Source organism: Frankia sp. CcI49, assembly GCF_001983215.1.
In the GTDB taxonomy this organism is placed as follows: domain Bacteria; phylum Actinomycetota; class Actinomycetes; order Frankiales; family Frankiaceae; genus Parafrankia; species Parafrankia irregularis.
The window spans coordinates 25,592-49,967 of the sequence record NZ_MOWP01000019.1; the positions used below are offsets into that span (position 1 = coordinate 25,592).

Consider the following 24,376-nt stretch of genomic DNA (forward strand, 5'->3'; position numbering starts at 1 on the left):
GTCGCCTTGTACGCATCTTCTACGGCCGTCGGGGGCATGGCTCAGACAGGTCCGATGGCTGCGACCGGTCTGGTGACTCAGAGACCACTCGTGACGACCAGTCTGGTGACGACCAGTCTGGTGGCTCAGACCAGTCCGGCGACGAGGTCGTCCGGGGCTCCGAACCGGTGCGCGGTCACGCTGATCGACTGCTCCCGCAGGAACGGCAGTAGTTCCAGCCGGCCGGACTCCGTCACCGGACCCGCGTGCACGACGATGCCGGGCCGGCCCCGGGTCACGTCCGCCAGCGCGCGAGCTGCCCGCGCCAGCGCGTCGGCGTCCCGGCCGGTCACCCGGACGCGCAGCTCACGCCCCCTGGCCGCGGCCCGTGCGACCTCGGCCAGCCATTCGCTCTCGGCCGCGAGCCGCCAGGGAACACCCAGTTCGCGCAGCGCCGGCCCCAGGCCCGCGGGCGGCTCCACCGCAGCGGTGACCCGGATCGCCGAGCCGGCCAGCAGGCCCGCCGCCACCACCCGCACCAGGGCGACGAACCCGTCGTCCACAAGCCGGACCTCGACCGGCACGGGTCGATAACGCAGCACATTACGCTCGGCGACGAGCCCACCCACCTCACGCGCGACGCCGTACTCGTGCGTCCAGGCCGCGGCGTCGCTGCGCAGCGCTCGTTCCAGGCCGGCGATCTCCTCCGCGGCCTCCCCCGCCAGGGGAGCCCGCCGGACCGCGGCCAGCAGCTGACCGGCGACCGGAGCCGGAGCCGGCGTAGGCGTAGGCGTAGGCGTAGGCGTAGGCGTCGCGTCGGCGGCGGTACTCGGCGTGCTCGCCCAGGTCCCGAGGGCCAGCAGGTAGGACGGACCTCCGGCCTTGGTACCGGGCCCGACCGCCGAGCGCTTCCACCCCCCGAAGGGCTGACGCCCCACGATGGCGCCCGTGATGCCCCGGTTGACGTAGAGGTTGCCGGCCTCGACGTGCCGCAGCCAGTACTCGATCTCCGCCCGGTCACGCGAGTGCAGCCCCGCGGTCAGCCCGAAGTCGACGCCGTTCTGGAGCTCGACGGCCGTCGCGAGATCAGGTGCGGCCATGATCCCCAGCACCGGGCCGAAGTACTCGGTGCGGTGGAACTCCGAGCCCCGGGCAACGCCGGTGCGCACCCCCGGCGACCAGAGCCGGCCCTCGCCGTCGAGCCGGCGTGGCTCCACGATCCACCGCTCGCCGGGCCCGAGCGTCGTCAGCGCCCGCAGCAGCTTCCCCGCGGCCGGCTCGACGAGTGGCCCCATCTGGGACGTCGGGACGTGGGCCGGCCCCACGGCCAGTGAGCGCACCGCGTCCACCAGCTGGTCGTGCAGCCGGCGTGACCGGGCGGCCGAGCCGACGAGGACGAGGAGGGACGCGGCGGAGCACTTCTGGCCGGCGTGACCGAAGGCGGAGGCGACGACGTCGCGCACCGCCAGGTCGACATCCGCGCTCGGCGTCACCACGATCGCGTTCTTGCCGCTGGTCTCGGCGAGCAACGGCAGATCATGCCGCCAGGAGCGGAACAGCTGCGCGGTCTCGAACGCCCCGGTCAGCAGCACCCGCTCGACCCGCGGGTCGCTCACCAGCGCCCGCCCCAGCTCCCCTTCGTCCACATACACCAGCTGGAGGACGTCGCGCGGCACACCGGCGTCCCACAGCGCCTGGGTCAGCACCGCACCGCACCGGCGGGTCTGGCCGGCCGGCTTCAGCACCACCGGCGAGCCGGCGGCGAGCGCCGCGAGCGTGGAGCCGGCGGGGATCGCGACCGGGAAGTTCCACGGCGGTGTCACCACGGCGAGGCGGGCGGGGGCGAACACCGCCCCGTCGACGTGATCGAGCTCCACCGCCCGGTCGGCGTAGTAACGGGCGAAGTCCGCCGCCTCGGAGACCTCCGGATCGGCCTGGTCGAAGGTCTTGCCCGCCTCGGCGACCATGACCTCGATCAGCTCGGCGCGACGGCTTTCCAGCTGGTCGGCGGCGCGCCGCAGCACCTTCGCGCGGCCTGCGCCGCCGAGCGCGGCCCAGCCGGGACCGGCCGCCACCGCACCGGCGAGGACGTCGTCGAGCTCGGCGGGCGTCCGCACGGCGGCCCGCTCGACCAGATCCGCGCCGAGGGCGGACGTCCCGGCCCGTGCCAGGATGCGCCGCGCCCACGCCCGGTTCGCCGCCAACGACGGATCGGTGTCCGGCGCGTTGCGGAAGCCCACCCCGGCATCGGTCTCGACCTTGGCCTCAACATCAGCGTCGACGTCGACGTCAGGTGCCGACACGGACCGCAGCTGCCGGTTCTGGGTGCGACGGGCAGCCGGCGGGACCGCCGCCTCCGCCTCCAGCCGGGCCACCGACGCCCGGAACCGCCGCTCCTCCCGCGCGAACAGCAGGCCACCACCACCGTCGCCGTCGCCACCACCGCTGCCGCCGGCGTTGTCACCGGCCAGGTCGAACATCGCCGACAGGAAGTTCTCCTGACTGGCGCCCTCCTCCAGCCGCCGGACCAGGTAGGCGATGGCGACGTCGAACTCCGCGGGCCGCACGGCCGGGGTGTAGAGGAGCAGGCCGCCCACCTCGCGGGCCACCACCCGGGCCTGCGCCTGCGCCATCCCCCGCAGCATCTCGAACCGCAGACCGCCCCGGACCCCGCGACGCCCGGCGAGCACCCAGGCGAAGGCGAGATCGAACAGGTTGTGCCCGGCGACCCCGATACGGACCGCGTCCACACGCTCCGGCCGCAGCGCGTGGTCCAGCAGCCGCTTGTAGTTGGCGTCGGTCTCCTCCTTGGAGCCGTACGGCGCCGCCGGCCAGCCGCGCAGCGATGCCTCGACGTGTTCCATCGGCAGGTTCGCGCCCTTCACGATCCGCACCGTGATCGGGGCACCTCCGGCCGACACCCGCTTCGTGCTCCACTCCCCCAGCCGGACCAGCGCTCCCAGCGCGTCGGGCAGGTATGYCTGCAGGACGATCCCGGCCTCCAGCCGGCGCAGGTCCGGGCGGTCGAGCAGCCTGGTGAAGACCGAGATCGTCAGATCCAGATCGCGGTACTCCTCCATGTCCAGGTTGACGAACGTGGCCGGGCGGGTCGCCGCCGCCCGCGCGTACAGCGGGTGAAGCGCGTCCACCACCTGGGCCACCGTCTCCTCGAACGCCCAGGGCGCATGCGGTGCGGTGCCCGCCGACACCTTGATCGACACATGGTCGACGTCCGGCCGCTCGACAAGGGCCATCGTGCCCGCCAGCCGCCGCGCCGCCTCCCGCTCGCCGAGGACCGCCTCACCCAGCAGGTTCAGGTTCAGCCGCACACCTGGCTCACGCGCCGCCGAGATCGCGGGCCCCAACCGCCGCTCGGTCGCGTCGACGAGCAGATGCCCCACCATGCCCCGCAGCGCCCGGCGCGCCACCGGGATCACCAGCCCCGGCGCCACCGGCCCCGCCACCCCGCCGGCCCGGACCGCGGCCCGCAGATACCAGGGCAGGAACCCGGGCGCGGACGGCGCGAGCCGGGCCAGGTTCCGCGCCGCGACCCGCCTGTCCTCGGGCCGGATCACCCCGTCGACGAACCCCACCGTGAAGGCCAGGCCCCCCGGCTCCCGCAGCACTCCCGCCAGCCGCGCGGCGGCGGCGTCCACCGGCTCGTCCGCCGCCTCGGCGGCCCAGCGGCGGACGAGCGCCACGGCCTCCTCGGCCACCGCGGACAACTCGGACACGGTGGTGCTGTGAGCCGCGGTCATCGGCACTCCCAGGTTCTCGTCGCCGGCGCCGGTCGCCGGCGCCGGTCGCCGGCGCCATGAGCCCTACCCGGCAGGAACCCTTCCAGTGTCATGGGCCCGCCCCCGCCCAGCGACTCACGCCGCGCGCCACGTCCACCCCGGTGCCCGCACCTACCGACCTTCAAGATCAACAAGGCGAGCCCGGGGACGTCAACAGCGTTGACTATCTACGTCACCCGCCACACGGTTGCATAGAGTGGCGGGAGTGTGATCGGAGGAGCTGGGCGGAAGGGGCGGCCGGTGCGGCGTTTCAACACGGCCGGCCCGTGCCGTCCTGATCTTCACTACATGGTGCCGGCGCTGTCGCGGCTGCCCGAGGCGTCCAGGCTGGTCACGCAGAACGCCTACTTCGTCGTGCACGCCCCACGGCAGACGGGGAAGACGACGGCCCTGCGCGCGCTGGCCACCGAGCTGACCGCGTCCGGGCAGTACACCGCGCTGCATTTCTCCGGCGAGGTCGGAGAGGCAGCGGGCGACGACTACCGGGCTGCGGATCGGAGCGTCCTGCAGGAGATCCGCGACCGGGCTGAGGTGGCGCTTCCCGAGGAGCTTCGTCCACCGGCGTGGCCGGAGCCGGCTGCGGAGAACGCGCTCCGGCGGGCCCTTTCGGCATGGGCGCGGGCGTCCCCGCGACCCCTCGTGCTGTTCTTCGACGAGATCGACGCGCTGCGTGGGCCGAGCCTGATCAGTGTTCTGCGACAGCTGCGGGCTGGGTTCAGTGACCGTCCGGAGGTGTTCCCGGCGTCGGTCGTCCTGTGCGGCCTGCGCGACGTCCGCGACTACCGGGTCGCTTCGGGCAGCGACCCGGAGCGGCTCGGGTCGGCGAGCCCGTTCAACGTGAAGGTGAAGTCGCTGCGGCTCGGCGACTTCACGGCGGACGAGGTCGACCACCTCTACCGGCAGCACACGGACGAGACCGGGCAGGCCTTCACCGAGGACGCTCTCGCGCGGGCGTTCGAGCTGACCGCCGGCCAGCCGTGGCTCGTCAACGCGCTCGCCCGCGAGATCGTCGAGGAGATCGCCGTTCCCCCCACCGCGACGATCACCCTGGATCATGTGGAGCAGGYGAAGGAACGGCTCGTCCTGGCCCGGGCCACCCACCTGGACTCCCTCGCCGCCACCCTCACCCAGCCACGCGTCCGACGGGTGCTGGAACCGGTGCTCGCCGGCACCGTGGTCAACCTCGACGCCTACGACGACGACCTCTCCTACGTCCGCGATCTGGGCCTCATCGCCCCCACCAACCCGGTCCGGATCGCCAACCCGATCTACCGGGAGGTCATCGCCCGGGTCCTGACCGACGGCGTCGAGGCGGTCGTCCTCGCCGACCCCCGCACCTTCGTCCTGCCCGACGGACGGTTCGACCTGGCGACGATGCTCGACGAGTTCGCCCGGTTCTGGGTCGAGAACGGGGAGATCCTCGCCTCCGGTCGCCGCTATCCCGAAGCGGCCTGCCAGCTGGTACTCATGGGCTTCCTGCAGCGGGTCGTCAATGGCGGCGGCTATGTCGAACGCGAGTACGGCATCGGCCGCGGCCGTATCGACCTGCTCGTCCGCTGGGCCCACACCGCGGCCGACGGCCGGCGGGAGGTGCAACGGGAGGCCTTGGAGCTCAAGGTCCGCCGGGAACGGGAGACCGATCCACTCCCCCGAGGCCTGCTCCAACTCGACGGCTATCTGGAACGGCTCGGCCTCGACCGCGGCACACTCGTCATCTTCGACACCCGCCCCGACGCCGCGCCCATCGCCGAGCGCACGGCCATCACCACCGTCACCAGCCCCGCCGGCCGCCCCGTCACGCTGCTGCGCGCCTGACCGATCTCTGTGTGACGCGATCGCTGCGTGACGCGAGCGCCGACAGGCCAGCAGGGCCGAGACAGGCGACCGTCAGGCCGGCATGCCAACGGTGCGCTTGATGAGGATGTCGAAGGCCCGGTTCGGCAGAATTCTGCTGAGCAGGATCAGCGGTCGGGCCCCGAAGCCGACGACATACCGGGTGCGGGGGCTTCTGGCGGTGGCGGCCTTGGTCACGGCGTCGGCGATGACGGTGGGCGGTGAGGTCCTCCGCGCGTCGGGCCCCGAGCTCCGCTCCAGCGATGCGGCGATGGCGGTGGCCTGCTCCGCGTAGGGTCCTCCTGCGGAGGTCGCGCGGAGCCTGTCGGCGGCGATGGCGCCCCACTCGGTGCGGATCAGGCCGGGCTCGATGAGAACGACGTCGATGCCGAACCGCTTCAGTTCCAGGCGCATCGTGTCGCTGAGGCCTTCGACGGCGTACTTGCTGGCGTGGTACCAGGCCCCCAGCGGGGTGGCGAACCGCCCACCCATCGAGCTGATGTTGATGATGGTGCCGCTGCCCTGGGCGCGCATGGCTGGCAGAACCGTCCGGGTGAGGTGCGCCAGCCCGAAGAGGTTGACGTCGAACTGGGCACGGGCCTCGGAGATCGGGACGTCCTCGACCGCGCCGTACGAGCCGTAACCGGCGTTGTTGACGAGGACGTCGATGCGGCCCTCGGCCGCGAGGATCTCGGTGACGGCCTTCTGGGCGGAGGCCTCGTCGGTGACGTCGAGGGCGATGGTGTGTACGCCCGTGGCGGCGAGCTCCGCCATCCGGTCGACGCGCCGAGCGGCGCCGTACACGACGAAGCCGGCCTGGTGGAGGCGGCGGGCGGTGTGCTCACCGATACCCGAGGAGGCGCCGGTGACCAGGGCGACCTTGCGAGCCATTACAGTTCCTTTCGAGGAGAACACAACGGACACCCTGTCGCCCCTGTCGCCGCGCGGTCATTCCCGCTCGGCGAGCCAGGCTCTGCGGGCCCGGCCGGCACCGTCAGGTTCGCGGATGCCGACATCGACCACCGGACGTTCACCGAGCGGCTGGTCGAGATACACGACGGTGCTCCACCGGCGGCTGGCTGCCTGGCGGTACATCCTGCCCAGCCGGCGCCCGTCCGGCAGGGTCCGCACCGGCCCCGTGCCGAAGGACGTCGGCCCGTCCGGGCCGAAGGCGAGCCAGGCCCGGACGGTGACCCGTTCCGGGGTCTGCTCGACGTCGAAACCGGCCAGCATCTCGTCCCGGTAGCCGCTGCCCGTGCACCACAGTTCACGGCCGTCGGCGGTGACCGAACAGGCCTCCACCGCGCTCTGCCACCGGTGCCGGGCCTCGATCACCGGCCCGGCCGCCCGCCAGCGGTGGTACGCCCGCACGGCCTCCGGCAGCCAGCCCGGGGTCGCCGCCGGTGCGTCCAGGACACCGGCCGGTGTGAGCCACGCACCGGGCCGCGGATGGCGTGCGCGAACGTGAATCAGCCGGCCTGCGCGAAACGACGCTGCGACGGTGTCGGACGCTGCCAGCAGGAGGCGCCCGACGGCAGCACCGTCATAGGGGCGGTCGGGATGGATCGGCCAGGCCCACCAGGTGCTCGCCGTCATGCTGTTGCCGGCGACGCACCCGACGGGCCGGATCCCGCCAAGGGGGCCTGAGGCGGAACCGTCCGTCACAGCCTGGCGAAGTCCGTCCCCCTGCGGCGTCAACCACCAGGTCACGTAGGTGACGTCCGGCTGGACGCGTACCTCGAGCCGCCGACCGCCGATTCCGGCCTCAGGTGCCCCAGCCCCGCCGCGGCCGGCACCTCCCGGCCGGTGGCCTCGGTGTCCTCGGCCTCCGTCGCGGGCACGGGTCTCGTCCGTGTCGTCCGCCATGCCGCCGCCTTTCGGGTACCGCTGCGCAGAGACCCTTCCGGTCCACCCGACTATGCCGCGAGCAGGCGCCCGGACATCTCGCGGCCCTGTTTCACCATGGCTCGGGAGACAGCCAGCCGCCGATCACGAGCGGAGCTCTGCCGATCACGGGCGGCGCCAGAGGCGGTGCCTGCCCCACTACTGTGGCGTCATATGAGCGAGATCAACGCAGACCTGGTCCGTGACCTGCTACAGGAGCAGCATCCAGACCTTTCCGGGCTGGCCATCCGTGAGGTGGCGGGCGGGTGGGACAACCAGCAGTGGCGCCTTGGGGACGAGCTGGCCGTACGCATGCCGCGGACAGAACGTGCTCCGGACCTCCAGCGAAAGGAGCGCCGGTGGCTGCCCGTCCTCGCTCCGCGTCTGCCGCTCCCGGTGCCGGTCCCGGTACGGATCGGTGAACCGTCGACGCGCTTCCCGAAGCTCTGGACGATCATGACGTGGGTTTCCGGCGACCCACTGGACCACAGCTCGATCAGCCGCGGCGAGCACGCGGCCGACACCCTGGCGGCCTTCCTCAGAGCGCTCCACGTGGAGGCACCCGCTGACGCGCCGATCAGCTCGGACCGCGGAGCTCACCCCAAAAAGTGCACGGACGGCTTCGACCACGTCTTTCAGGCCGTTGTCCCCGGCGGCATTGCCGACGATGTCCGGGCCGTCTGGGACGATGCCGTTGCGGCGCCCGAATGGAAGGGGCCGCCGGTCTGGGCGCACGGCGACCTTCATCCCGCGAACGTCATCGTCTCGGACGGGACGCTCTCGGGAGTGATCGATTTCGGCGACATGTTCGCCGGCGACCCGGCGTGGGACCTCGCGGCCGCATGGGTAATCCTTCCCACAGGCGCATCCTCGCGCTTCTTCGACGTATATGAGCATGCGGACGACGCGACGATCCGGCGCGCTCGCGGGCTTGCCGCTCTGAAAAGCCTGTTTCTCATGCTTATGGGCCAGAACGGAGACCGAGGCCTTCCCGGCGGTAAGTCGACATGGGGACCCGCAGGCCGGGCAGCGCTCGACCGTGTCCTGAGAGGCGGTTCAATCACGTAACCGGACGACTACGAGATCAGGCAAGCAGCGAAGAGTCAGGTGGGTCGGCGCCAACGGCTTCCGGGCTGCCCAGCTCAGCGTGTTTTCTGTATCAGGGTTCGGTGTGACTCCAGCAGGCCTTCCGGAAGGTGGTCCGTTGCGAACCACTGCGCCTCCAGGACTTCGAACGAGTCGATCCTGACATCTCCGCCGACCAGGTCTGCCGCGTAGGCGACCTCCACCCGCAGCCGGTACCCGCTTTTCAGATTTACCAGGTCGCGGACGCGGACCGTGAGCCCTGTCTCCTCCAGGACTTCCCGGGCAACCGTTTCCTCGAAGGTCTCCGACCGCTTCGCATACCCGGTCGGGAGTCCCCACTGTCGATGCTCTGGCCACAGGCGATGCCGGAGGAGCAACACGCGTCCCTCGTCATCCTTCACGATTCCACTCACACCGACCATAAAGGTTGCATGCCACAGCCAGAGCACACGCCACTGCACCGAACCACGTAGCGCCCGCCAGGCCATCGCTGCAATCCGCTTCATAGTCGTGTTCCTTTCATCGGTGTGTCCGCCGGCCACATCAGTGGCCCGGCGATGATGCACCACTGCCCGAGAAGGACCACGGAGGGACCGCGATGCCAGCCCTGCCCGTCACGATGAGGCGAGTCAGCCCACCGCTGTACACGGGCGGGTTGGCGCCCACGGGTTGTGATGTTCGAACGCACGGCCATCACCGGCCCGCCGACCGGGCCGTCCCGCTTCTGCGCGCCTGACCACATCGAAAAGCACCCCAGCGGCAGGTTCCAGGCCCTCGGACGCGCCGCGATCAGCCCGCCCTGCCTACCAGCACAATCCCGCTCCCAGGTCCCATCGCGCTGGTGGCGCAGCCGGTCCGCTTCGGAAATCGCCGGACCTGCGACACCTCCGTCGGTCACGCTGGAGGGGCGCTCTGCGCTGTTGCGTGACAGATTCGGAGGCCATATCGGTGGTCGACCTCGACGAGATCCCGCCTGGCAGGTTCCGCGTCATCCAACTCGCCACCGGTGAGCAGCTCGACCTCGCCGACCCCACCCTCGGCCGGCCCGACGGCCTGGAACTGTGGGACCGCGCCGCCGCCCAGGTCTCCCACCGCCACACCCCGACCGCCCGCTGCCTGTTCCCCCAGTGCGACGGCGCGCCGGTCATCCTCAAGACCTATCGGGCCACCGGAACCCGCTACGCCTCCCACTTCCACGGCGAAGGCGGCCGCGGCGACCACACCGTCACCCCACCGGACCGTACCCGTCACAGTGCGATGCTCGATGTCTGGAGCAGGGTCTACGACCATGTCGGCTGGCAGGTCACCACCCGCGAGCGCCGCCAAGGCCGCCGCGGGCGGTTCCCAGACCTGCTCATCGCCGACGCCCCGCAGCCGACGTCCACCGAAGTCCAGCTCACTCAGAAGAAGGACCACGTCAGACGGACCCGGGACGCGACCGCGCGCGGTGTCACCGCCGTGTGGAACGCCGGCCCCGGCGTCACCTTCGACGACCGGGTGCCCGAACTGAGGTTCACCACCGACATCCCCCAGGTCCTCGCCGCCCGCCAGCCCCAGGACCTCACCATGCTCGGCGTCCGCCACCTCACCTGGGTCCGCGACACCGGCCCCGGACTGCGTCCACGGCCGCGCCCAAGTCCCATGGCCATGGGCGACATCGCCGAACAGATACCCGCCGGCGAACTGGTCCCCGTCGCCTACGGCAAGTACCGGATCCTCCTCCCCAGCATCGACCGGGCTGCCTACGAAGCCGAGAAGCAGACCGTCGACGACGGGGAACGACCAGCCGCCCCACCGAGGGGCACCGCCCGCCGGCACCTGGAACTGGCGCGGCGTGCCAGACCGGAACGGCCGGCCCTCGTCCGGTTCGACCCCGGTGAGGAGGCGACGTTCGCGCACGGCACCGGCAACCTGGAAGCTCTTCAACCCTGCGTGGTCTGCGGAAACGGCACCTTCCGCCGCCGGTGGGGCCTAGCGGTCGAACGCCGCTGCGAACATCGGCTGAGTTGAGATCCTCCCCTGTCTGAAGGCCGAGTTCCCGCCACGCCGAGGAACCATCCGCGCCGGACACCCCGCGGATCGCTTTCGGACCGCGGCGAGCAGCTGGGTGGCGGTGTCCTGGGTCGCGACCGCGTCGTCGAGCACTGTGGAGTCCTGGGCCCGCCGGTGCCTGCCCCTGAGCACGCCGGCGGCCGCTATCACCGCCTTGACCTGCACGAACAACCGGTTCGGATCACCTGAACGCTGCAGGCGACGCCGGAAATAGGTCGACAGTGACGGGTCGAAGCAGCGCCCCGTTTCTGGCGACCGCACCGAACTGGCAAGCGTTCTGGACCAGCACGCCGGGTCCTGGGTGGAGAACGACCGGCGAAAGACGGCCCTAACCGGAACAGCTCGGGCAGACCCCGTCACCGTCTACCGACGGACACCCCAGCCATCCGGTCCTACGGCAAACCGGTCCCATCGGCAAGATCGACGGATTCGTGATGACCCCCTGACAGGGAACTGGACCACGCCGTAGGAGCACCAATCTGACGCGCCGCGTCCCAGTGGCACACTACCTATGTGACCAATGCGGACAACACAGACATCACCCCCCGCAGCGGCACCAGCTGGGACTTCTTCGTGTCCTACGCCCAGACCGACCGGCCGTGGGCGGAGTGGATCGCCTCGACGCTCGAAGAGGCGGGATTGCGCGTACTGATCGAGGCCTGGGAACTCATCCCCGGCGCGAACTGGGTATCAGCCATGGACAAAGGCATCACGCAGGCCACCCCCACGATCGCCGTCGTCTCCCATGCCTACACCCGCTCGGCCCTGAGGACAGCGAAGTGGCGCGCCGCCTGTGCACCCGGCCCCAGCGGGGCAACCCGCACGCTCCTCGTCGCCCGCGTCGAAGACTGTCCACGACCGAGGATGCCAGGCCAGACATTTTCCCTCGACCTCTTCGGGCTCCCCCGGGACGAAGCCCGGTCGGCCTTGCTTCGAGCGGCCGGGCTCGCGGTATCCGGCGCACGGGAGAAGCCAGCTACCGCTCCGCTGTTCCCTGTATCCACGAGGGCATCAACCCAACCACCCTTCCCTGCGCCAGGCACCCATTCTTCCGCCCAGGACACGGTCAAAATCCGGAAGGTGACTGCACCAAAAGGGCAGGCCATCGGCATCAACTACGGCCATGTCTGGCAGCAGCGATTCTCCGGCCCGTTCCGTCTTCTCCGCGATGCGGTCATCCCCCTCGACCCGCTCCCCGGGGACCTACGTCTGGTCGACCCCACCGATCCAGGCAACCCGGTAGGCCGGTTCCGCGGTCGCACCGAACTCATCGAGAAAATCGACATCGCCATCGGTCGATGCATGCAGCAGCGCCGCGGTGGCTACCTGCTCATCGAGGCGGAGGCCGGCATGGGGAAGTCAGCGCTGGCTGCCTACCTTGCGTTCACCCGCGGCTGGCCGGCGCATTTCGCCCGCCTCGCCGACGGCCGTGACCCCGAAACCGCACGACGTAACCTCTCCGCACAGCTCATTGCTTGTTGGAGGCTCGAGGACGCAGCGCCCGGGGGCGTCTTGCCAGCGGATGCGGGGAGCACGAGCTGGCTGCACAGCCGGCTGTGCGATGCCGCCCGTGCCCGGGATCGTAGGGCAGACGCAGCAGGCGAGCCCGCACAGCCGGTGGTGCTGCTCGTAGACGGCCTCGACGAGGCTCCCACTCCAGCCGCCGGAGAACTCCCCCTTGGCCTGCCCCCCGGCCTCCCGCACGGCACCGTCGTCGTCGCCACCACACGCCCGAAAAGAATCAACGCTCCTGCCGGCGGATGGGTCGTCGAGCGCCTCGACGCCGAAAGCGCCACCAATCTGCGGGATCTAAGCGAATATCTGAACACGGTCACGATCACCGACAAACTGATCATCGATGCTCTACACGACGCACGTGTGACGGCCACGCGGTTCTGCCAGATCTTGCTGGAACGGTCCGGAGGGGTATGGATATACGCATTAACCGTTCTTGATCAGATCCGCGATCGCGACCGGTCACCGATCGACATCGACAGGCTCCCGGACGGACTCGCCAGCTACTACGCCGACAACTTGCAACGCTGGTGCGCCGATCTCGGAGAAGACCGATGGAACTCCCAGGGCCTCCCAGTGCTGGCCACCCTCGCCGCCTCCCTCGAACCTCAGCCTGCTGCCGTCATTGCGGCTTGGGCCGGCGTCCCGGAGCGAGCCGCCCGCACCCTTCTCCGCGGGCCTTTCCGCCCCTTTCTCGCCACCCACCAGGGCGGCGATCCCGACCTTTATCTTCCCCGCCACCAAAGTCTGCGCGAATTCATCGCTGGCGTTTCCATCGTCCACAGCGATGACGAAGATCTGCGCCATCTCGGCCACAGCCTTCGCGAGGCCACTCACACCGCTCACCGTCGCATCACAACCGCTCTCACCCCGCTCGACCCTCCCGATCGGCGGAACTGGACGGCCGTCTCCGACTACACCCGCGCCCATCTCGCCGAACACGCCACCCACGCCGGCCTTCTGGATGCCATGGTGACTGACCCGGGATTTCTCATCACCTGCATGAACGGCGGTATCCTGAAATTTCGTCACCAGCTCCGCACCGCCGAGGGCGTCGCCGCAGTGAACGCCTACGAACAGGCCCAGGACGACTGGGTCGCCCACCCCGACGACCCCCCCGTCTGGTGGCTGCATGTCTGGGCGCACAAGACCCGCGCCACCTTCCTCGCCAGGAACGCCGCGCGCCACGTTCAGAACATTGCGACTGCCAAATGGGGTATTCAGGCCGCCATGTGGGCCGGAACGACCCATCGCGTCCTTACTGGCCACACCGACTGGGTGAACGCCGTGTTGGCGATCACACTGCCGGATGGCACCACCCTCCTCGCAAGTGCCAGCAACGACGAAACAGTGCGGCTCTGGGATCCCATCACCGGACAAGCCGCCGGCATACCTCTCACCGGTCACACGAGCCGAGCGAACGCCCTGGCAGCGGTGCCCCTGCCAGACGGGACCACCCTCCTCGCCAGCGCCGGYGACGACGGAACAATACGCCTGTGGGAACCCACCACCGGACAACCAGTCGGAACACCTCTGATCGGCCACACCGGGCCGGTGAATGCTTTGGCGTCGGTGACGCTCCCATCGGGCGACCTCGCCCTCGCCAGCGCCGGCGACGACGGAACAATACGCTTCTGGGAACCCACCACCGGACAACCGGTCGGAACACCTCTGATCGGCCACACCGACTGGGTGCTCGCCCTGGCAGCAGTACCACTTCCAGACGGGAACACTCTCCTCGCCAGCGCCGGCAACGACGGAACAGTCCGCCTGTGGAACCTGACTGACAGACAACCCGTCACTTCTGCAAGCAACCGTCATACCCGCCCAGTGAATGCCCTGGTTGCGGTGCCCCTGGCAAGCGGGAACACTCTCCTCGCCAGCGCCGGCGACGACGGAACGATACGCCTGTGGGAACCCACCACCGGACAACCACTCGGAACACCCCTGATCCGCCACACCGACAGGGTGCTCGCCCTGGCAGCAGTACCACTTCCAGACGGGAACACTCTCCTCGCCAGCGCCGGCAACGACGGAACAATACGCCTCTGGGAACCCACCACCGGACAACCAGTCGGAACACCGATCGCTGGCCATGCCAGTCGAATAGCCTGCTTGGCCGCGATACCCGCCACCAATGGCACCATTCTCCTCGCCGGCGGCGACGACCATGAAGCGGTTCGGCTGTGGGATCCAACGATCGGACGAACCTCCGGCCCGGCCCTCGCGGGCCATGCCGGCCCCGTAAACGCTCTGGCTGCTGTGGCACAGCCGGACGGTGCGGTTCTTCTTTCCAGTGCCAGCAACGACAAGACGGTCCGGTTGTGGGATCCCGCCACCGGACAACCAGTCGGCGCACCCCTCACCGGACACACCGACTGGGTACTCGCCCTGGCCTCGGTGCCGCTTGCCGACGGCACGGTTCTCCTCGCCAGCGGCAGCGCCGACCACACAGTTCGGCTCTGGAACCCCACCACCGGACAACCAGTCGGCGCACCCCTCACCGGACACACCGACTGGGTACTCGCCCTGGCCTCGGTGCCGCTTGCCGACGGCACGGTTCTCCTCGCCAGCGGCAGCGCCGACCACACAGTTCGGCTCTGGAACCCCACCACCGGACAACCAGTCGGCGCACCCCTCACCGGACACACCAACCGAGTGAACGCTGTGGCACCGGTGGCGCTATCTGACAGCGCGGTTCTCCTCGCCAGCGGCAGCGCCGACCACACAGTTCGGCTCTGGAACCCCACCACCGGACAACCAGTCGGCGCACCCCTCACCGGCCACACCGGCCCGGTGAACTCCATCGCCGTCATACCGCAGCCCACAGGCCCCACACTTCTCGCCACGGGCGACGACCGGGCCGTGTGTCTCTGGGATCCCAGCGCCAGGAAGCCGGTTGGGAGCCCGCTGAATGATCAGCGCGATTGGGTACTCACCCTCGCCGCACTACCATCACCCCACGGGCCCGCGCTCCTCGCCAGCGGCAGCGCCAATCACACAGTTCGGCTCTGGAACCCCACCACCGGACAATCGGTCGGCGTACCCCTGATCGGCCACACCGGCCGGGTGAACTCCGTCGCTGCCGTACCACTGCCCACAGGCCCCACACTTCTCGCCACCGGCGGAACCGACCGAGCTATTCTTGTTTGGACGTCGCCGCCGCACGACGATCGCGTTACCTAAGAATTTGCGACGACGGTTTCCCTACATGCCCAACCGCAGATAGGACGACCGCCAGTTCGATACCAGACGGAATCGATAGTACTCCACAGGGATCGACTGGACGGCCGGCCTGGTCCTTGGAGAGGAATTCTGATCACAGAAGTCCCGCCAAGCATCACACCCACGTTTCATCGAGGCCATCCGACAACTGCCACACATTGCCCCGCCAAGCTCTGCTAGAATTTTTGGCTACGTCCAACGGTTCTCTGTCACCGATAAACACGGCCCTAACCCGTCGGGAGCTGATCGTGCCCCTTCTTCGCCTGTCCGGACGCCTCCTACTCCAGGACAGCCAGTCCGGCCACCTCCCGGAGCGCCTTTCCGAGTTGCATCAGGAAAAATTCTCGCACAACGCATCGGCTAGCGAGGTTCACTCGTGGAGGAATAGCCTTCTAGAACTCGGCGAAGTGCTGCGTGATACTGGACTCGAGCAGGTCGAAGTACTGGTAGAGCACCGACTTCCATTTTCCAGCCTACGTGCGGACGCAATTCTCGCCGGCCAGCACCCGGAAACAGGGGAAGCCTCATATGTCATCATTGAGCTCAGCCAATGGAGCAGGGCCCGCCTCGAGCCGGAGTCAAACGATCTGTGCCTCGTCGGTACGACCGGAGGTTCACCAAGACTTCATCCGCTAGAACAGGTCGACCGCTACCGCGAATACCTGCAGGATTTTACCGTTTTTCTCGCCGGATCGGCCGACGGCCTCGCAGGGGTCGCATACCTACACAACGCCAACGAATCTGACGTCGAAGAGCTGCTCGAATACCCTCAGGAAAAGCATCTCCGTCTGTTCACCGCCACCACTCGGGATGCCCTTCTTGATTACCTGGGCGAACGACTCTCGCCCGCCCCGGGTGCGCCTGCCGCCGACGCGCTGCTAAAAAGCTCCGTCGCGCCGAGTCGCCAGCTGATGCGGTTGGTGGCACAGGAAGTGTCGACGAACGAACAGTTCACCCTCCTGAACGAGCAGCAGGTGGCGGCCTCACTGGTAAAGAGGGCCGTCTCACGTTCTCACCGCACCGAGCAGAAGGAGGTCATCATAGTTTCGGGAGGTCCCGGAACAGGGAAGAGTGTGATCGCGGTACAACTCTTGGGCCACCTTGCCCGCAATGGGCGCACTGTGCTACATGCGACCGGGTCCAGATCCTTCACGACGACGCTCCGGCACACCGCAGGAAAAGGAAATAGAAGAGTTCAGAAGCTGTTCCGGTACTTTAACAACTTCACGAGCACCGAACATGACGGAGTCGACGTCCTGATCTGCGACGAGGCCCACCGAATCCGGCAGACCTCGAATAACAGGTTCACTCCAGCCAGCAAGCGGAGCACCCGCCGCCAGCTGGAGGAGCTTCTCGACGCTGCGAGAGTGCCAGTCTTTCTCCTCGACGAACACCAGGTTGTGCGACCGGGAGAGATAGGTACTATCGATGCTATCAGGGAGGCCGCGCGCGATCGAGGTTTTGTCGTCCACCACGTCGACCTGAACGGTCAGTTCCGGTGTGGCGGCAGTCGTAACTACGAGCAGTGGGTCAGCCAGCTGATGTCACTGGTCCCCGGCGGTCCCCGGCCATGGAAGAGCGAGGACGAGTTCCAGGTGAGGGTCGCTTGCTCTCCCCAGGAAATGGAGGACCTTCTGCGCTCCAGGCAGGATGCGGGTTTTACGGCCCGCATTACCGCCGGCTTCTGCTGGCCGTGGAGCTCTCCTTCCTCCGACGGCACCCTGGTCGAGGATATCGTCATCGGGGAGTGGCGCCGGCCCTGGAACCTCCAGGGGGATCGGCCAATGGGCGGCGTGCCCGCTTCTGCACTGTGGGCCACCGACCCGGCGGGATTCGGTCAGGTCGGTTGCATCTATACAGCTCAGGGTTTTGAGTACGACTGGAACGGGGTGATCTTCGGCCCGGACCTGGTTTGGAGGACTGACGGCTGGCGAGCCAACAGCGCCGCCAGTAGGGACACCGTGGTCCGCGCAGCGGCCGCAGACTTCGACCCGCTGATCCGTAATACTTACAAGGTTCTCCTCACCCGCGGGATGGTCGGCACTGTCGTCTATTCTACCGACCCGGAGACCCAGGCCAAGTTTCAAGAACTGCTCTGACTGGCCTCGGCTGCGGTCCCCGAAATGCGCTAGCCGAGAACACATCCTCCCATGGTGCAGCATGAAGCCGATTCGCGTGTGGCACGGCCGAAGTCCAGAGCCACCTGGTTCCCTTCACGGCGACTCAGGTAGAGGCCTGGAGTGACTCGGTGAGCGCCGTCAGGTCTCGGATGAGCTTCTGAGCCGTGTCGATGTCGATGCCGTAGCGCTGGAAGAGGCGCAGCGGGACCTCCGCCGCCCGGGCGCGTAGCTCGCGCCCGGGCCCGGTCAGGGCGATGAGGACGCGGCGCTCGTCCGCCCGGTCGCGGCTGCGGGTGGCCAGGCCGAGGTCCTCGAGGCGCTTGAGCAGCGGGGTGAGGGTGCCGCTGTCGAGATGCAGCCGGGCGCCGATGTCACCGACCGCGAGCGGTTCGGACGCCTCCCACAGCACGAGCATGGTCAGGTACTGCGGGTAGGTGAGGCCGAGCTCGGCCAGCTCCGGCCCGTAGGCGCGGGTCGTGGCCCGGCTCGCGGCGTACAGCGCGAAGCAGAGCTGGTTACCCAGCTCCAGCTGGGGTACGCGGTCCGCCACGCGATCGACAGTAGCAGACATCTCTTGCGTCATTAGATTGTGCGCAATACTGTTGGCCACAATCTAACCGAGAGGAACCGAAAGATCATGGATGCTCTCTACACGGCGATCGCAACCGCCTCCGGGGACGGCCGCAACGGCCACACCGAGAGCGAGGACGGCCTGCTCAACGTCGACGTCCGGATCCCCAAGGAGATGGGCGGCCCCGGCGGCGCCACCAATCCCGAGCAGCTGTTCGCCGCCGGCTACGCCGCCTGCTTCCACTCCGCGCTCAAGCTCGTCGGCCAGTCCGCTTCCGCCGATCTGGAGGGGTCGCAGGTCTCCGCCAGCGTGTCCCTCGGAACCCTGCCCACCGGCGGGTTCGGTCTCGCGGTCGAGCTCGACGTCCACATCCCCAACCTCGACCGCGCGACGGCCGAGACGCTCGTCCAGCAGGCGCACGGCGTCTGCCCGTACTCGAACGCCATCAGCGGCAACGTGGAGGTCGACCTCAATGTCGTCTGAGGAGGCGGCGGAGCCCGCCGGCGGAACCGGCCGGGCGCGGGTCGAGCGGGCCCTGCTGGCTGATCTGCTCGCCGAGGTCGGGCCGGACCGGCCGACCCTGTGCACCGGCTGGACCACCCACGACCTCGTCGCCCACCTCGTGACCCGCGAGCGCGTCCCCCGCGCCGGGCCGGGCCTGGTGATCCCCGCCCTGCACGGCGTCACCGAGCGGGCCGAGCGCTCGACGGGGCAGGCGCACAGCTTCGCGGAGCTGGTGGGACTGTTCCGAAGCGGGCCCGCGCGGTGGAACCCGTCCCGGCTGCGCCGGTTCGACGACGCGACCAATGTCAACGAGTTCTACGTCCACTACGCCGATGTGGACCGTGCCGTCCCGGGCTTCACCCCGCGGGCGCTCGACCCGGTGTCGCGGGAGCGCGTCTGGTCGGCGCTGCGGCTGCTCGGGCGCACCGGGTACCGCGGCACCGGCGCGGAGGTGATCGCCGAACGCACCGACACCGGCGCCCGGCGGGTCCTGCGCCGCGGCACCCCGACGGTGATCATCTCCGGTGTGCCGGAGGAGATTCTGCTGCACGCCTTCGGGCGGCGCTCGGCTGCCCAGGTGGAGATCCAGGGCGATCCCGAGGCCGTCGCCTCGCTGTGACGCCTGGCCACTGTCACACCGGGCCCCGGCACGTCTGGCCCTGGCACGTCTCTACCGCTGTCACACCGGGCCGCGGTGACGGCCGGGCCGGGCACGGTGTGGGCCTGCGACGGTCGGGGCGGTTCCGCGGAACCGCCCCGCACCCGCTTGTTGCGGCTTCCCGCTCCCGGCCGGGCCTGCTGTGGCGCGGCAAGCCGGCCACCGGTCAGACGGAGATCAGACGGAGATCAGGTCGACCGTGAGCTCCGTGCCGGTGGCAGCGCGCACGTCGTCGACTGTCACGCCGGGAGCGGTCTCCCGAAGTACGAGACCGCCGCCGGCCACGACGTCGATGACGRCCAGGTCGGTGATGATCTGGTGCGCGCAGGCACGGCCGGTCAGCGGCAGGGTGCACTCGTCGACGATCTTGTGGCTGCCGTCGCGGGCGACGTGCTCCATCATGACGATCACGTGCCGGGCGCCGTGGACGAGGTCCATCGCGCCGCCCATGCCCTTGACCATCTTGCCGGGGATCATCCAGTTCGCCAGGTCTCCGGCGCGGGAGACCTGCATCGCCCCGAGGACGGCGACGTCGACGTGACCGCCGCGGATCATCCCGAACGATGTGGCCGAATCGAAGAAGGACGCGCCGGGCAGTACGGTGACCGTCTCCTTGCCGGCGTTGATCAGATCCGGGTCGACGGCGCTCTCGGCCGGGTAGGGGCCGACACCGAGGATTCCGTTCTCGCTGTGCAGCACCACGGTCACGCCGGCGGGCAGGTAGTTCGGAACCAGGGTCGGCAGGCCGATGCCCAGGTTCACGTACTGCCCGCTTTCCAGCTCCCTGGCGACGCGGGCGGCGAGCTCGGTACGAGTCAGGGCCATGTCAGCTCACCGTCCGCTTCTCGATCCGCTTCTGGGTGTCGGGCACGTGCACGACACGCTGCACGAAGATGCCCGGGGTGTGTACCTGGGCGGGGTCGAGCTCGCCGGGCTCCACCAGTTCCTCGACCTCGGCGATGGTCACCCGGCCGGCGGTCGCGCACAGCGGGTTGAAGTTCGCGGCGCTGGCCCGGTAGACGAGGTTGCCGTGCCGGTCGCCCTTCCAGGCGTGGACGAACGCGAAGTCGCAGACGATCCCGCGCTCGAGCACGTAGCTCCTGCCGTCGAACTCGCGGGTCTCCTTGGGCGGCGAGGCGACCGCGACGCCACCGGAGCCGTCGTAGAGCCAGGGCAGACCGCCGTCCGCGACCTGGGTGCCGACGCCGGCCGGGGTGTAGAAGGCGGGGATCCCCGCACCGCCGGCCCGGAGCCGCTCGGCGAGCGTGCCCTGCGGGACGAGCTCGACCTCGAGCTCACCGGCGAGGAACTGGCGCTCGAACTCCTTGTTCTCCCCCACGTACGAGCCGGTGGTGCGACGGATCCGGCCCGCCCGCAGCAGCAGGCCGAGGCCCCAGTCGTCCACGCCGCAGTTGTTGCTCACCGTCTCAAGGTCCTTGGGGCCCGCGTCGAGAAGCGCGCGGATGAGGCCGCTCGGGATGCCGCAGAGCCCGAACCCGCCCACGGCCAGCGACGCCCCGTCAGGGACGTCCGCCACGGCGAGCGCCGCGCTCGGAACCACCTTGTCCAACCTGTCCACCCCTCACTCGCGTATCGGTGCCGGTTCTCATCCGTCCACTGCAAGCAGGCAACAACGGTCGCTGGGCGCCGCCGGATCTCCGCGCCGCCGCTCGGCGACCTCACGGGCCCTCGTGCCGGACAGGACACGACGCCCGGGGAGCGGCTGGTGGCGAACAGTGCTCCGGGGGATGCGGCACGCATGCCACCTTTCAGGCGACGGCTTACGTTAGCAGAGACTCACATCCGTGTCGGTGAACCTCACCCGAACAGGTTCCGCCCCTCGTGGGAGCCACCCAGCGCCACCCAGCACGCCCCCGCCACCCGGCGGCACGAGCCGGCGGCGCAGCGGCGCGGCGCCCGTCGCGGCGCCCGTCACGACTGCCGTAACCGCCGGCAGCGGATGCCGGCACCTTCCGTCATCGCGGCAATTAGTGCGGCGACCGCCCACGGATCAACGAACTCTGCGCTGGACTGCGTCCGGGGCACGACGGTACGTTAAGCAGCGATCCACCGGCGCGCGACCGCGCAATTCCTGCCGCGAACCTTCCGCGGCGAACCCGCCCGAGGCGACCTGGAGGCATCCGACCGATGCTGTCGACGGCGAGATCAGCGCCGAAGGCCACCCGGATCGTCACCGACGGATTCTTACCGGGCCGCCAGACCACCGAGCCCGGATTAGTGTCCACCCGCGGCGGCGGCGAAAGGGAACACCTGCGCGGGATTTCATGGTCGGCGCGAACACCCTAGGCGAGCCGCCACCCTGACCTGCCTCCGGGGAGGCAGCGGTGGCCCAACAGCTGGTAGCAGCCCCGCCAGGGCAGCATGATCCGCCGAGTCCGCCTCGGCGCCCCGCCTGCCAGGCCTCCTTTTCCCGGCTTTCAGCTCCTTTCAGTTCCCTTCAACTCCACGGCGGATGGTATCCGCCCCGACCGCGAGAGGGTGACCGGATGCGACGCACGGTCTACGGCCCCGAACACGATGCTTTCCGGGCCGCAGTCAGGTCCTTTTTCGAAAAGGAGATCGGGGCCCATTACAACGAATGGGAGGAGGCCGGCCTTCCACCACGCGACTTCTACAACAAGGCCGGCGACCTCGGAATTCTGGGGCTTTGCATCCCGGAGGAGTACGGCGGCGGYGGCGCCGATTTCCTGTTCAACGCCGTCGTCACCGAGGAGGCCGCCCGGGCCGGCTATGCGCTGGGCCCGCTGCGCATCCACGCCGACATCTCCGTGCCGTATTTCGTCGACCACGGCAACGCCGAGCAGAAGCAGCGCTGGCTGCCAGGACTGGCGAGCGGTGAACTGGTCGCGGCGCTGGCGCTGACGGAGCCGGGTGCGGGGTCGGATCTCGCCGGTATGTCCACCTCCGCGCGCCGCGACGGCGACCACTACGTGGTGAACGGGTCCAAGACGTTCATCACCGGTGGCCTGAACGCCGATCTGTTCCTCACCGCGGTGAAGACGGACCCGACGCAGCGCCACGCCGGCCTGTCGCTGCTGGTCATCCCCGGCGACCTCGCGGGAGTCAGCCGGGGGGCGCCGCTGCACAAGATCGGGCTGCACATCCAGGAGGCCGTGGAGATCTTCTTCGACGACGTGCGGGTGCCGGCGGAGAACCTGCTCGGCAAGGAGGGCCAGGGGTTCACCTACCTGACCTCGCACCTCGTCCAGGAGCGGCTCTCGATCGCGATCAACGCCCAGGGCGCGGCAGCGTCGATCGTCGAGCAGACCGTCGAGTACGTCAACGGCCGCAAGCTGTTCGGCAAGACCCTCAACACCTTCCAGAACACCAAGTTCGTGCTCGCCGGGTGCGCGACGGAGGTCGACGCGGGCCAGGCGCTGCTGGACCAGGTCCTGCTCGCGCATGTGGCCGGCGAGGCGACGCCGGCGGACGCGGCGAAGGTCAAGCTCTACTGCACGGAGATGCAGGGCCGCGTGATCGACGCCTGCCTGCAGTTGTTCGGCGGCTACGGCTACATCAACGAGTACCCGGTGGCGCGGGCGTGGGCCGATGCGCGCGTCGGTCGGATTTACGGCGGTTCCAGCGAGGTGATGAAGACGATCATCGCGAAGTCGCTTGGGCTGTGACGTCTCCCGATGCGACCGCGACCCTCCCGGAGGTGACCTGACGTGCCCGTTCGCCATGATCACTGGATCGACGGCAAGGCGGTGGTGCCGGCCGGCGGGGGCTACCTGCCCACGCTGGAGCCGGCGACCCGCGAGCCCGGCGACGAGATCGCCGCGGGTTCCGGCGCGGACGTCGAGCATGCCGTCACGGCGGCCGCGGCGGCGCAGCCGGAGTGGGCGCGGCGCTCCGGAGCGGACCGCGGCGAGATCCTGCTGCGGGTCGCCGACGCCATGGACGCGCACGCGCCCCAGCTGACGGAGCTGGAGCGGGCCGCCACCGGCAAGGTTCCGCGCCAGCTCAAGGCCGAGATCGAGATGTCGGCCGCCTATTTCCGCTACTACGCGGGGGTGTTGCGGGCCCACCACGGCCGCGTGATCGACCAGGGCGGCGCGAGCCACACCTACACCCGGCTCGAACCGTACGGAATCATCGCGGTGATCACCCCGTGGAACCTGCCGTTGAACCAGGCCTGCCGGGCGCTGGCCCCGGCGCTGGCGGCGGGCAACGCCGTGGTCGCCAAGCCCTCGGAGCTGACCTCGGCCTCCACGGTGTACCTGGCCAGGCTGGCCAGCGAGGCCGGTCTGCCGAACGGAGTCCTGAACGTGGTGACGGGGACGGGTCCGGAGGTCGGCACGCCGCTGGCGACCGATCCGCGGGTCGGGCGGATCACCTTCACCGGATCGGTGCCCACCGGCCGGTACCTGGCCCGGATCGCCGCCGACCGGCTGGTTCCGGTCACCCTTGAGCTCGGCGGCAAGTCCCCGCTGGTGGTGTTCGCCGACGCCGATCTGGAGCGGGCCGCCGCCGCGGCGGTCGCGTCGGCCGCGACCAACGCGGGGCAGGTCTGTTCGGCGACCACCCGCCTGCTCGTCGAGGCGTCCGTGCACGACGCGTTCGTGGAGCGGGTGGTCGCCGGTGTGGAGCGCCTCATCCCGGGCGTCGACTTCGGCCCGATCATCACCGAGGCCCAGTACACGAAGGTCCTGGACTTCTTCGCGGCGACGAGCGCGTCCGGGCTGGAGCCGGTGACCGGCGGCGGGCCGTACCTGGACGGGCCGGGAGCCCGGGGCTTCTACCTGCGTCCCACGGTCTACGCCGGGGTGGCGCCGGACCTGCCGGTCGCCCGGGAGGAGATCTTCGGCCCGGTGCTGGTCACGATGCCGTTCGACGACGAGGACGAGGCGCTCACGCTGGCGAACGACTCCGAGTACGGCCTGGTCGGCAGTGTGTGGAGCGGTGACGTCGCGCGCGGGCTGCGCCTCGCCGAGCGCATCGACGCCGGGCAGGTCGCGGTGAACGGCGGGCCGATGACGATCGAGACACCGTTCGGGGGCTACAAGGCCAGCGGGTACGGGCGGGAGAAGGGGCTGGAGGCCCTGGCCGAGTACGCCCGGGTGAAGACCGTCAGCCTGTCCCTCTACTGAGAGCACCTGTTGTAGAGCACGTCCTGATAGCACCACCGGCA

General features: G+C 69.5%; 16 protein-coding genes and 1 pseudogene. 9 read left to right on the forward strand and 8 right to left on the reverse strand.

Going from position 1 to position 24,376, the window contains the following annotated elements:
• Positions 1-125 precede the first annotated feature (125 nt).
• Positions 126-3,737 carry a bifunctional proline dehydrogenase/L-glutamate gamma-semialdehyde dehydrogenase gene (locus CcI49_RS18230; RefSeq protein WP_076828021.1) on the reverse strand — a complete coding sequence of 1,204 codons (3,612 nt, stop codon included), beginning with the start codon at positions 3,735-3,737 and terminating at the stop codon, positions 126-128.
• Positions 3,738-4,064: 327 nt separating this feature from the next.
• On the opposite strand from CcI49_RS18230, the gene CcI49_RS18235 reads away from it, so the two are divergent.
• On the forward strand, positions 4,065-5,591 hold the full coding sequence (locus CcI49_RS18235; RefSeq protein ID WP_076828221.1) for an ATP-binding protein: 1,527 nt from the start codon (positions 4,065-4,067) through the stop codon (positions 5,589-5,591).
• A 72-nt stretch (positions 5,592-5,663) separates the two neighbouring features.
• Here the strand turns inward: CcI49_RS18235 and CcI49_RS18240 are convergent, their stop codons facing one another.
• Positions 5,664-6,500: an oxidoreductase gene (locus CcI49_RS18240; RefSeq protein ID WP_076828023.1), complete on the reverse strand. Its 837-nt coding sequence runs from the start codon at positions 6,498-6,500 to the stop codon at positions 5,664-5,666.
• A gap of 57 nt (positions 6,501-6,557) precedes the next feature.
• A complete protein-coding gene (locus CcI49_RS18245) occupies positions 6,558-7,475 on the reverse strand; it encodes a hypothetical protein (protein ID WP_076828025.1) in 918 nt (305 codons plus the stop codon).
• A gap of 192 nt (positions 7,476-7,667) precedes the next feature.
• On the opposite strand from CcI49_RS18245, the gene CcI49_RS18250 reads away from it, so the two are divergent.
• On the forward strand, positions 7,668-8,561 hold the full coding sequence (locus CcI49_RS18250; protein ID WP_076828027.1) for an aminoglycoside phosphotransferase family protein: 894 nt from the start codon (positions 7,668-7,670) through the stop codon (positions 8,559-8,561).
• A gap of 74 nt (positions 8,562-8,635) precedes the next feature.
• Here CcI49_RS18250 and CcI49_RS18255 read toward each other — a convergent pair whose 3' ends face one another.
• On the reverse strand, positions 8,636-9,085 hold the full coding sequence (locus CcI49_RS18255; protein WP_076828029.1) for an NUDIX domain-containing protein: 450 nt from the start codon (positions 9,083-9,085) through the stop codon (positions 8,636-8,638).
• 442 nt (positions 9,086-9,527) lie between these two features.
• On the opposite strand from CcI49_RS18255, the gene CcI49_RS18260 reads away from it, so the two are divergent.
• Positions 9,528-10,589: a hypothetical protein gene (locus CcI49_RS18260; protein ID WP_076828031.1), complete on the forward strand. Its 1,062-nt coding sequence runs from the start codon at positions 9,528-9,530 to the stop codon at positions 10,587-10,589.
• A 75-nt stretch (positions 10,590-10,664) separates the two neighbouring features.
• On the opposite strand, the pseudogene CcI49_RS43400 reads toward CcI49_RS18260, so the two are convergent.
• A pseudogene (locus tag CcI49_RS43400) lies at positions 10,665-10,847 on the reverse strand (IS5/IS1182 family transposase); the annotation flags it as partial.
• A gap of 297 nt (positions 10,848-11,144) precedes the next feature.
• Between CcI49_RS43400 and CcI49_RS18265 the strand changes: the two are divergent.
• Both CcI49_RS18265 and CcI49_RS18270 read left to right on the forward strand, forming a co-directional pair.
• Positions 11,145-15,332, forward strand: coding sequence for a TIR domain-containing protein (locus CcI49_RS18265; RefSeq protein WP_076828033.1), 4,188 nt, complete (start codon positions 11,145-11,147; stop codon positions 15,330-15,332).
• Positions 15,333-15,619: 287 nt separating this feature from the next.
• The gene (locus tag CcI49_RS18270; RefSeq protein WP_076828035.1) at positions 15,620-17,470 is read left to right on the forward strand and encodes a DUF2075 domain-containing protein; all 1,851 of its coding nucleotides are present in this window, start codon (positions 15,620-15,622) and stop codon (positions 17,468-17,470) included.
• Positions 17,471-17,594: 124 nt separating this feature from the next.
• Here CcI49_RS18270 and CcI49_RS18275 read toward each other — a convergent pair whose 3' ends face one another.
• Positions 17,595-18,062 (reverse strand): MarR family transcriptional regulator, encoded by a 468-nt coding sequence (locus CcI49_RS18275; protein ID WP_235498347.1) that lies wholly within the window; start codon positions 18,060-18,062, stop codon positions 17,595-17,597.
• Between the two features lie 66 nt (positions 18,063-18,128).
• On the opposite strand from CcI49_RS18275, the gene CcI49_RS18280 reads away from it, so the two are divergent.
• Positions 18,129-18,545 (forward strand): organic hydroperoxide resistance protein, encoded by a 417-nt coding sequence (locus CcI49_RS18280; protein ID WP_054570193.1) that lies wholly within the window; start codon positions 18,129-18,131, stop codon positions 18,543-18,545.
• Positions 18,535-19,185, forward strand: coding sequence for a TIGR03085 family metal-binding protein (locus CcI49_RS18285; protein WP_076828037.1), 651 nt, complete (start codon positions 18,535-18,537; stop codon positions 19,183-19,185). The genes CcI49_RS18280 and CcI49_RS18285 overlap by 11 nt, the downstream gene beginning before the upstream one ends.
• A 216-nt stretch (positions 19,186-19,401) precedes the next feature.
• Here the strand turns inward: CcI49_RS18285 and CcI49_RS18290 are convergent, their stop codons facing one another.
• Positions 19,402-20,049: a CoA transferase subunit B gene (locus CcI49_RS18290; RefSeq protein ID WP_076828039.1), complete on the reverse strand. Its 648-nt coding sequence runs from the start codon at positions 20,047-20,049 to the stop codon at positions 19,402-19,404.
• 1 nt (position 20,050) lies between these two features.
• Positions 20,051-20,794: a CoA transferase subunit A gene (locus CcI49_RS18295; RefSeq protein WP_006540710.1), complete on the reverse strand. Its 744-nt coding sequence runs from the start codon at positions 20,792-20,794 to the stop codon at positions 20,051-20,053.
• A 937-nt stretch (positions 20,795-21,731) separates the two neighbouring features.
• Between CcI49_RS18295 and CcI49_RS18300 the strand changes: the two genes are divergently transcribed.
• The gene (locus CcI49_RS18300) at positions 21,732-22,871 is read left to right on the forward strand and encodes an acyl-CoA dehydrogenase family protein (RefSeq protein WP_076828041.1); all 1,140 of its coding nucleotides are present in this window, start codon (positions 21,732-21,734) and stop codon (positions 22,869-22,871) included.
• Between the two features lie 42 nt (positions 22,872-22,913).
• Complete coding sequence (locus CcI49_RS18305; protein WP_076828043.1) at positions 22,914-24,335, forward strand: aldehyde dehydrogenase family protein; 1,422 nt, start codon at positions 22,914-22,916, stop codon at positions 24,333-24,335.
• Positions 24,336-24,376 lie beyond the last annotated feature (41 nt).

What these genes read in the sequence shown, in the direction of transcription:
- CcI49_RS18240 (WP_076828023.1), bottom strand. Translation starts at nt 6,500, where the DNA reads ATGGCTCGCAAGGTCGCCCTGGTCACCGGCGCCTCCTCGGGTATCGGT.
- CcI49_RS18245 (WP_076828025.1), bottom strand. Translation starts at nt 7,475, where the DNA reads ATGGCGGACGACACGGACGAGACCCGTGCCCGCGACGGAGGCCGAGGA.
- CcI49_RS18280 (WP_054570193.1), top strand. Translation starts at nt 18,129, where the DNA reads ATGGATGCTCTCTACACGGCGATCGCAACCGCCTCCGGGGACGGCCGC.
- CcI49_RS18250 (WP_076828027.1), top strand. Translation starts at nt 7,668, where the DNA reads ATGAGCGAGATCAACGCAGACCTGGTCCGTGACCTGCTACAGGAGCAG.
- CcI49_RS18285 (WP_076828037.1), top strand. Translation starts at nt 18,535, where the DNA reads ATGTCGTCTGAGGAGGCGGCGGAGCCCGCCGGCGGAACCGGCCGGGCG.
- CcI49_RS18275 (WP_235498347.1), bottom strand. Translation starts at nt 18,062, where the DNA reads ATGTCTGCTACTGTCGATCGCGTGGCGGACCGCGTACCCCAGCTGGAG.
- CcI49_RS18255 (WP_076828029.1), bottom strand. Translation starts at nt 9,085, where the DNA reads ATGAAGCGGATTGCAGCGATGGCCTGGCGGGCGCTACGTGGTTCGGTG.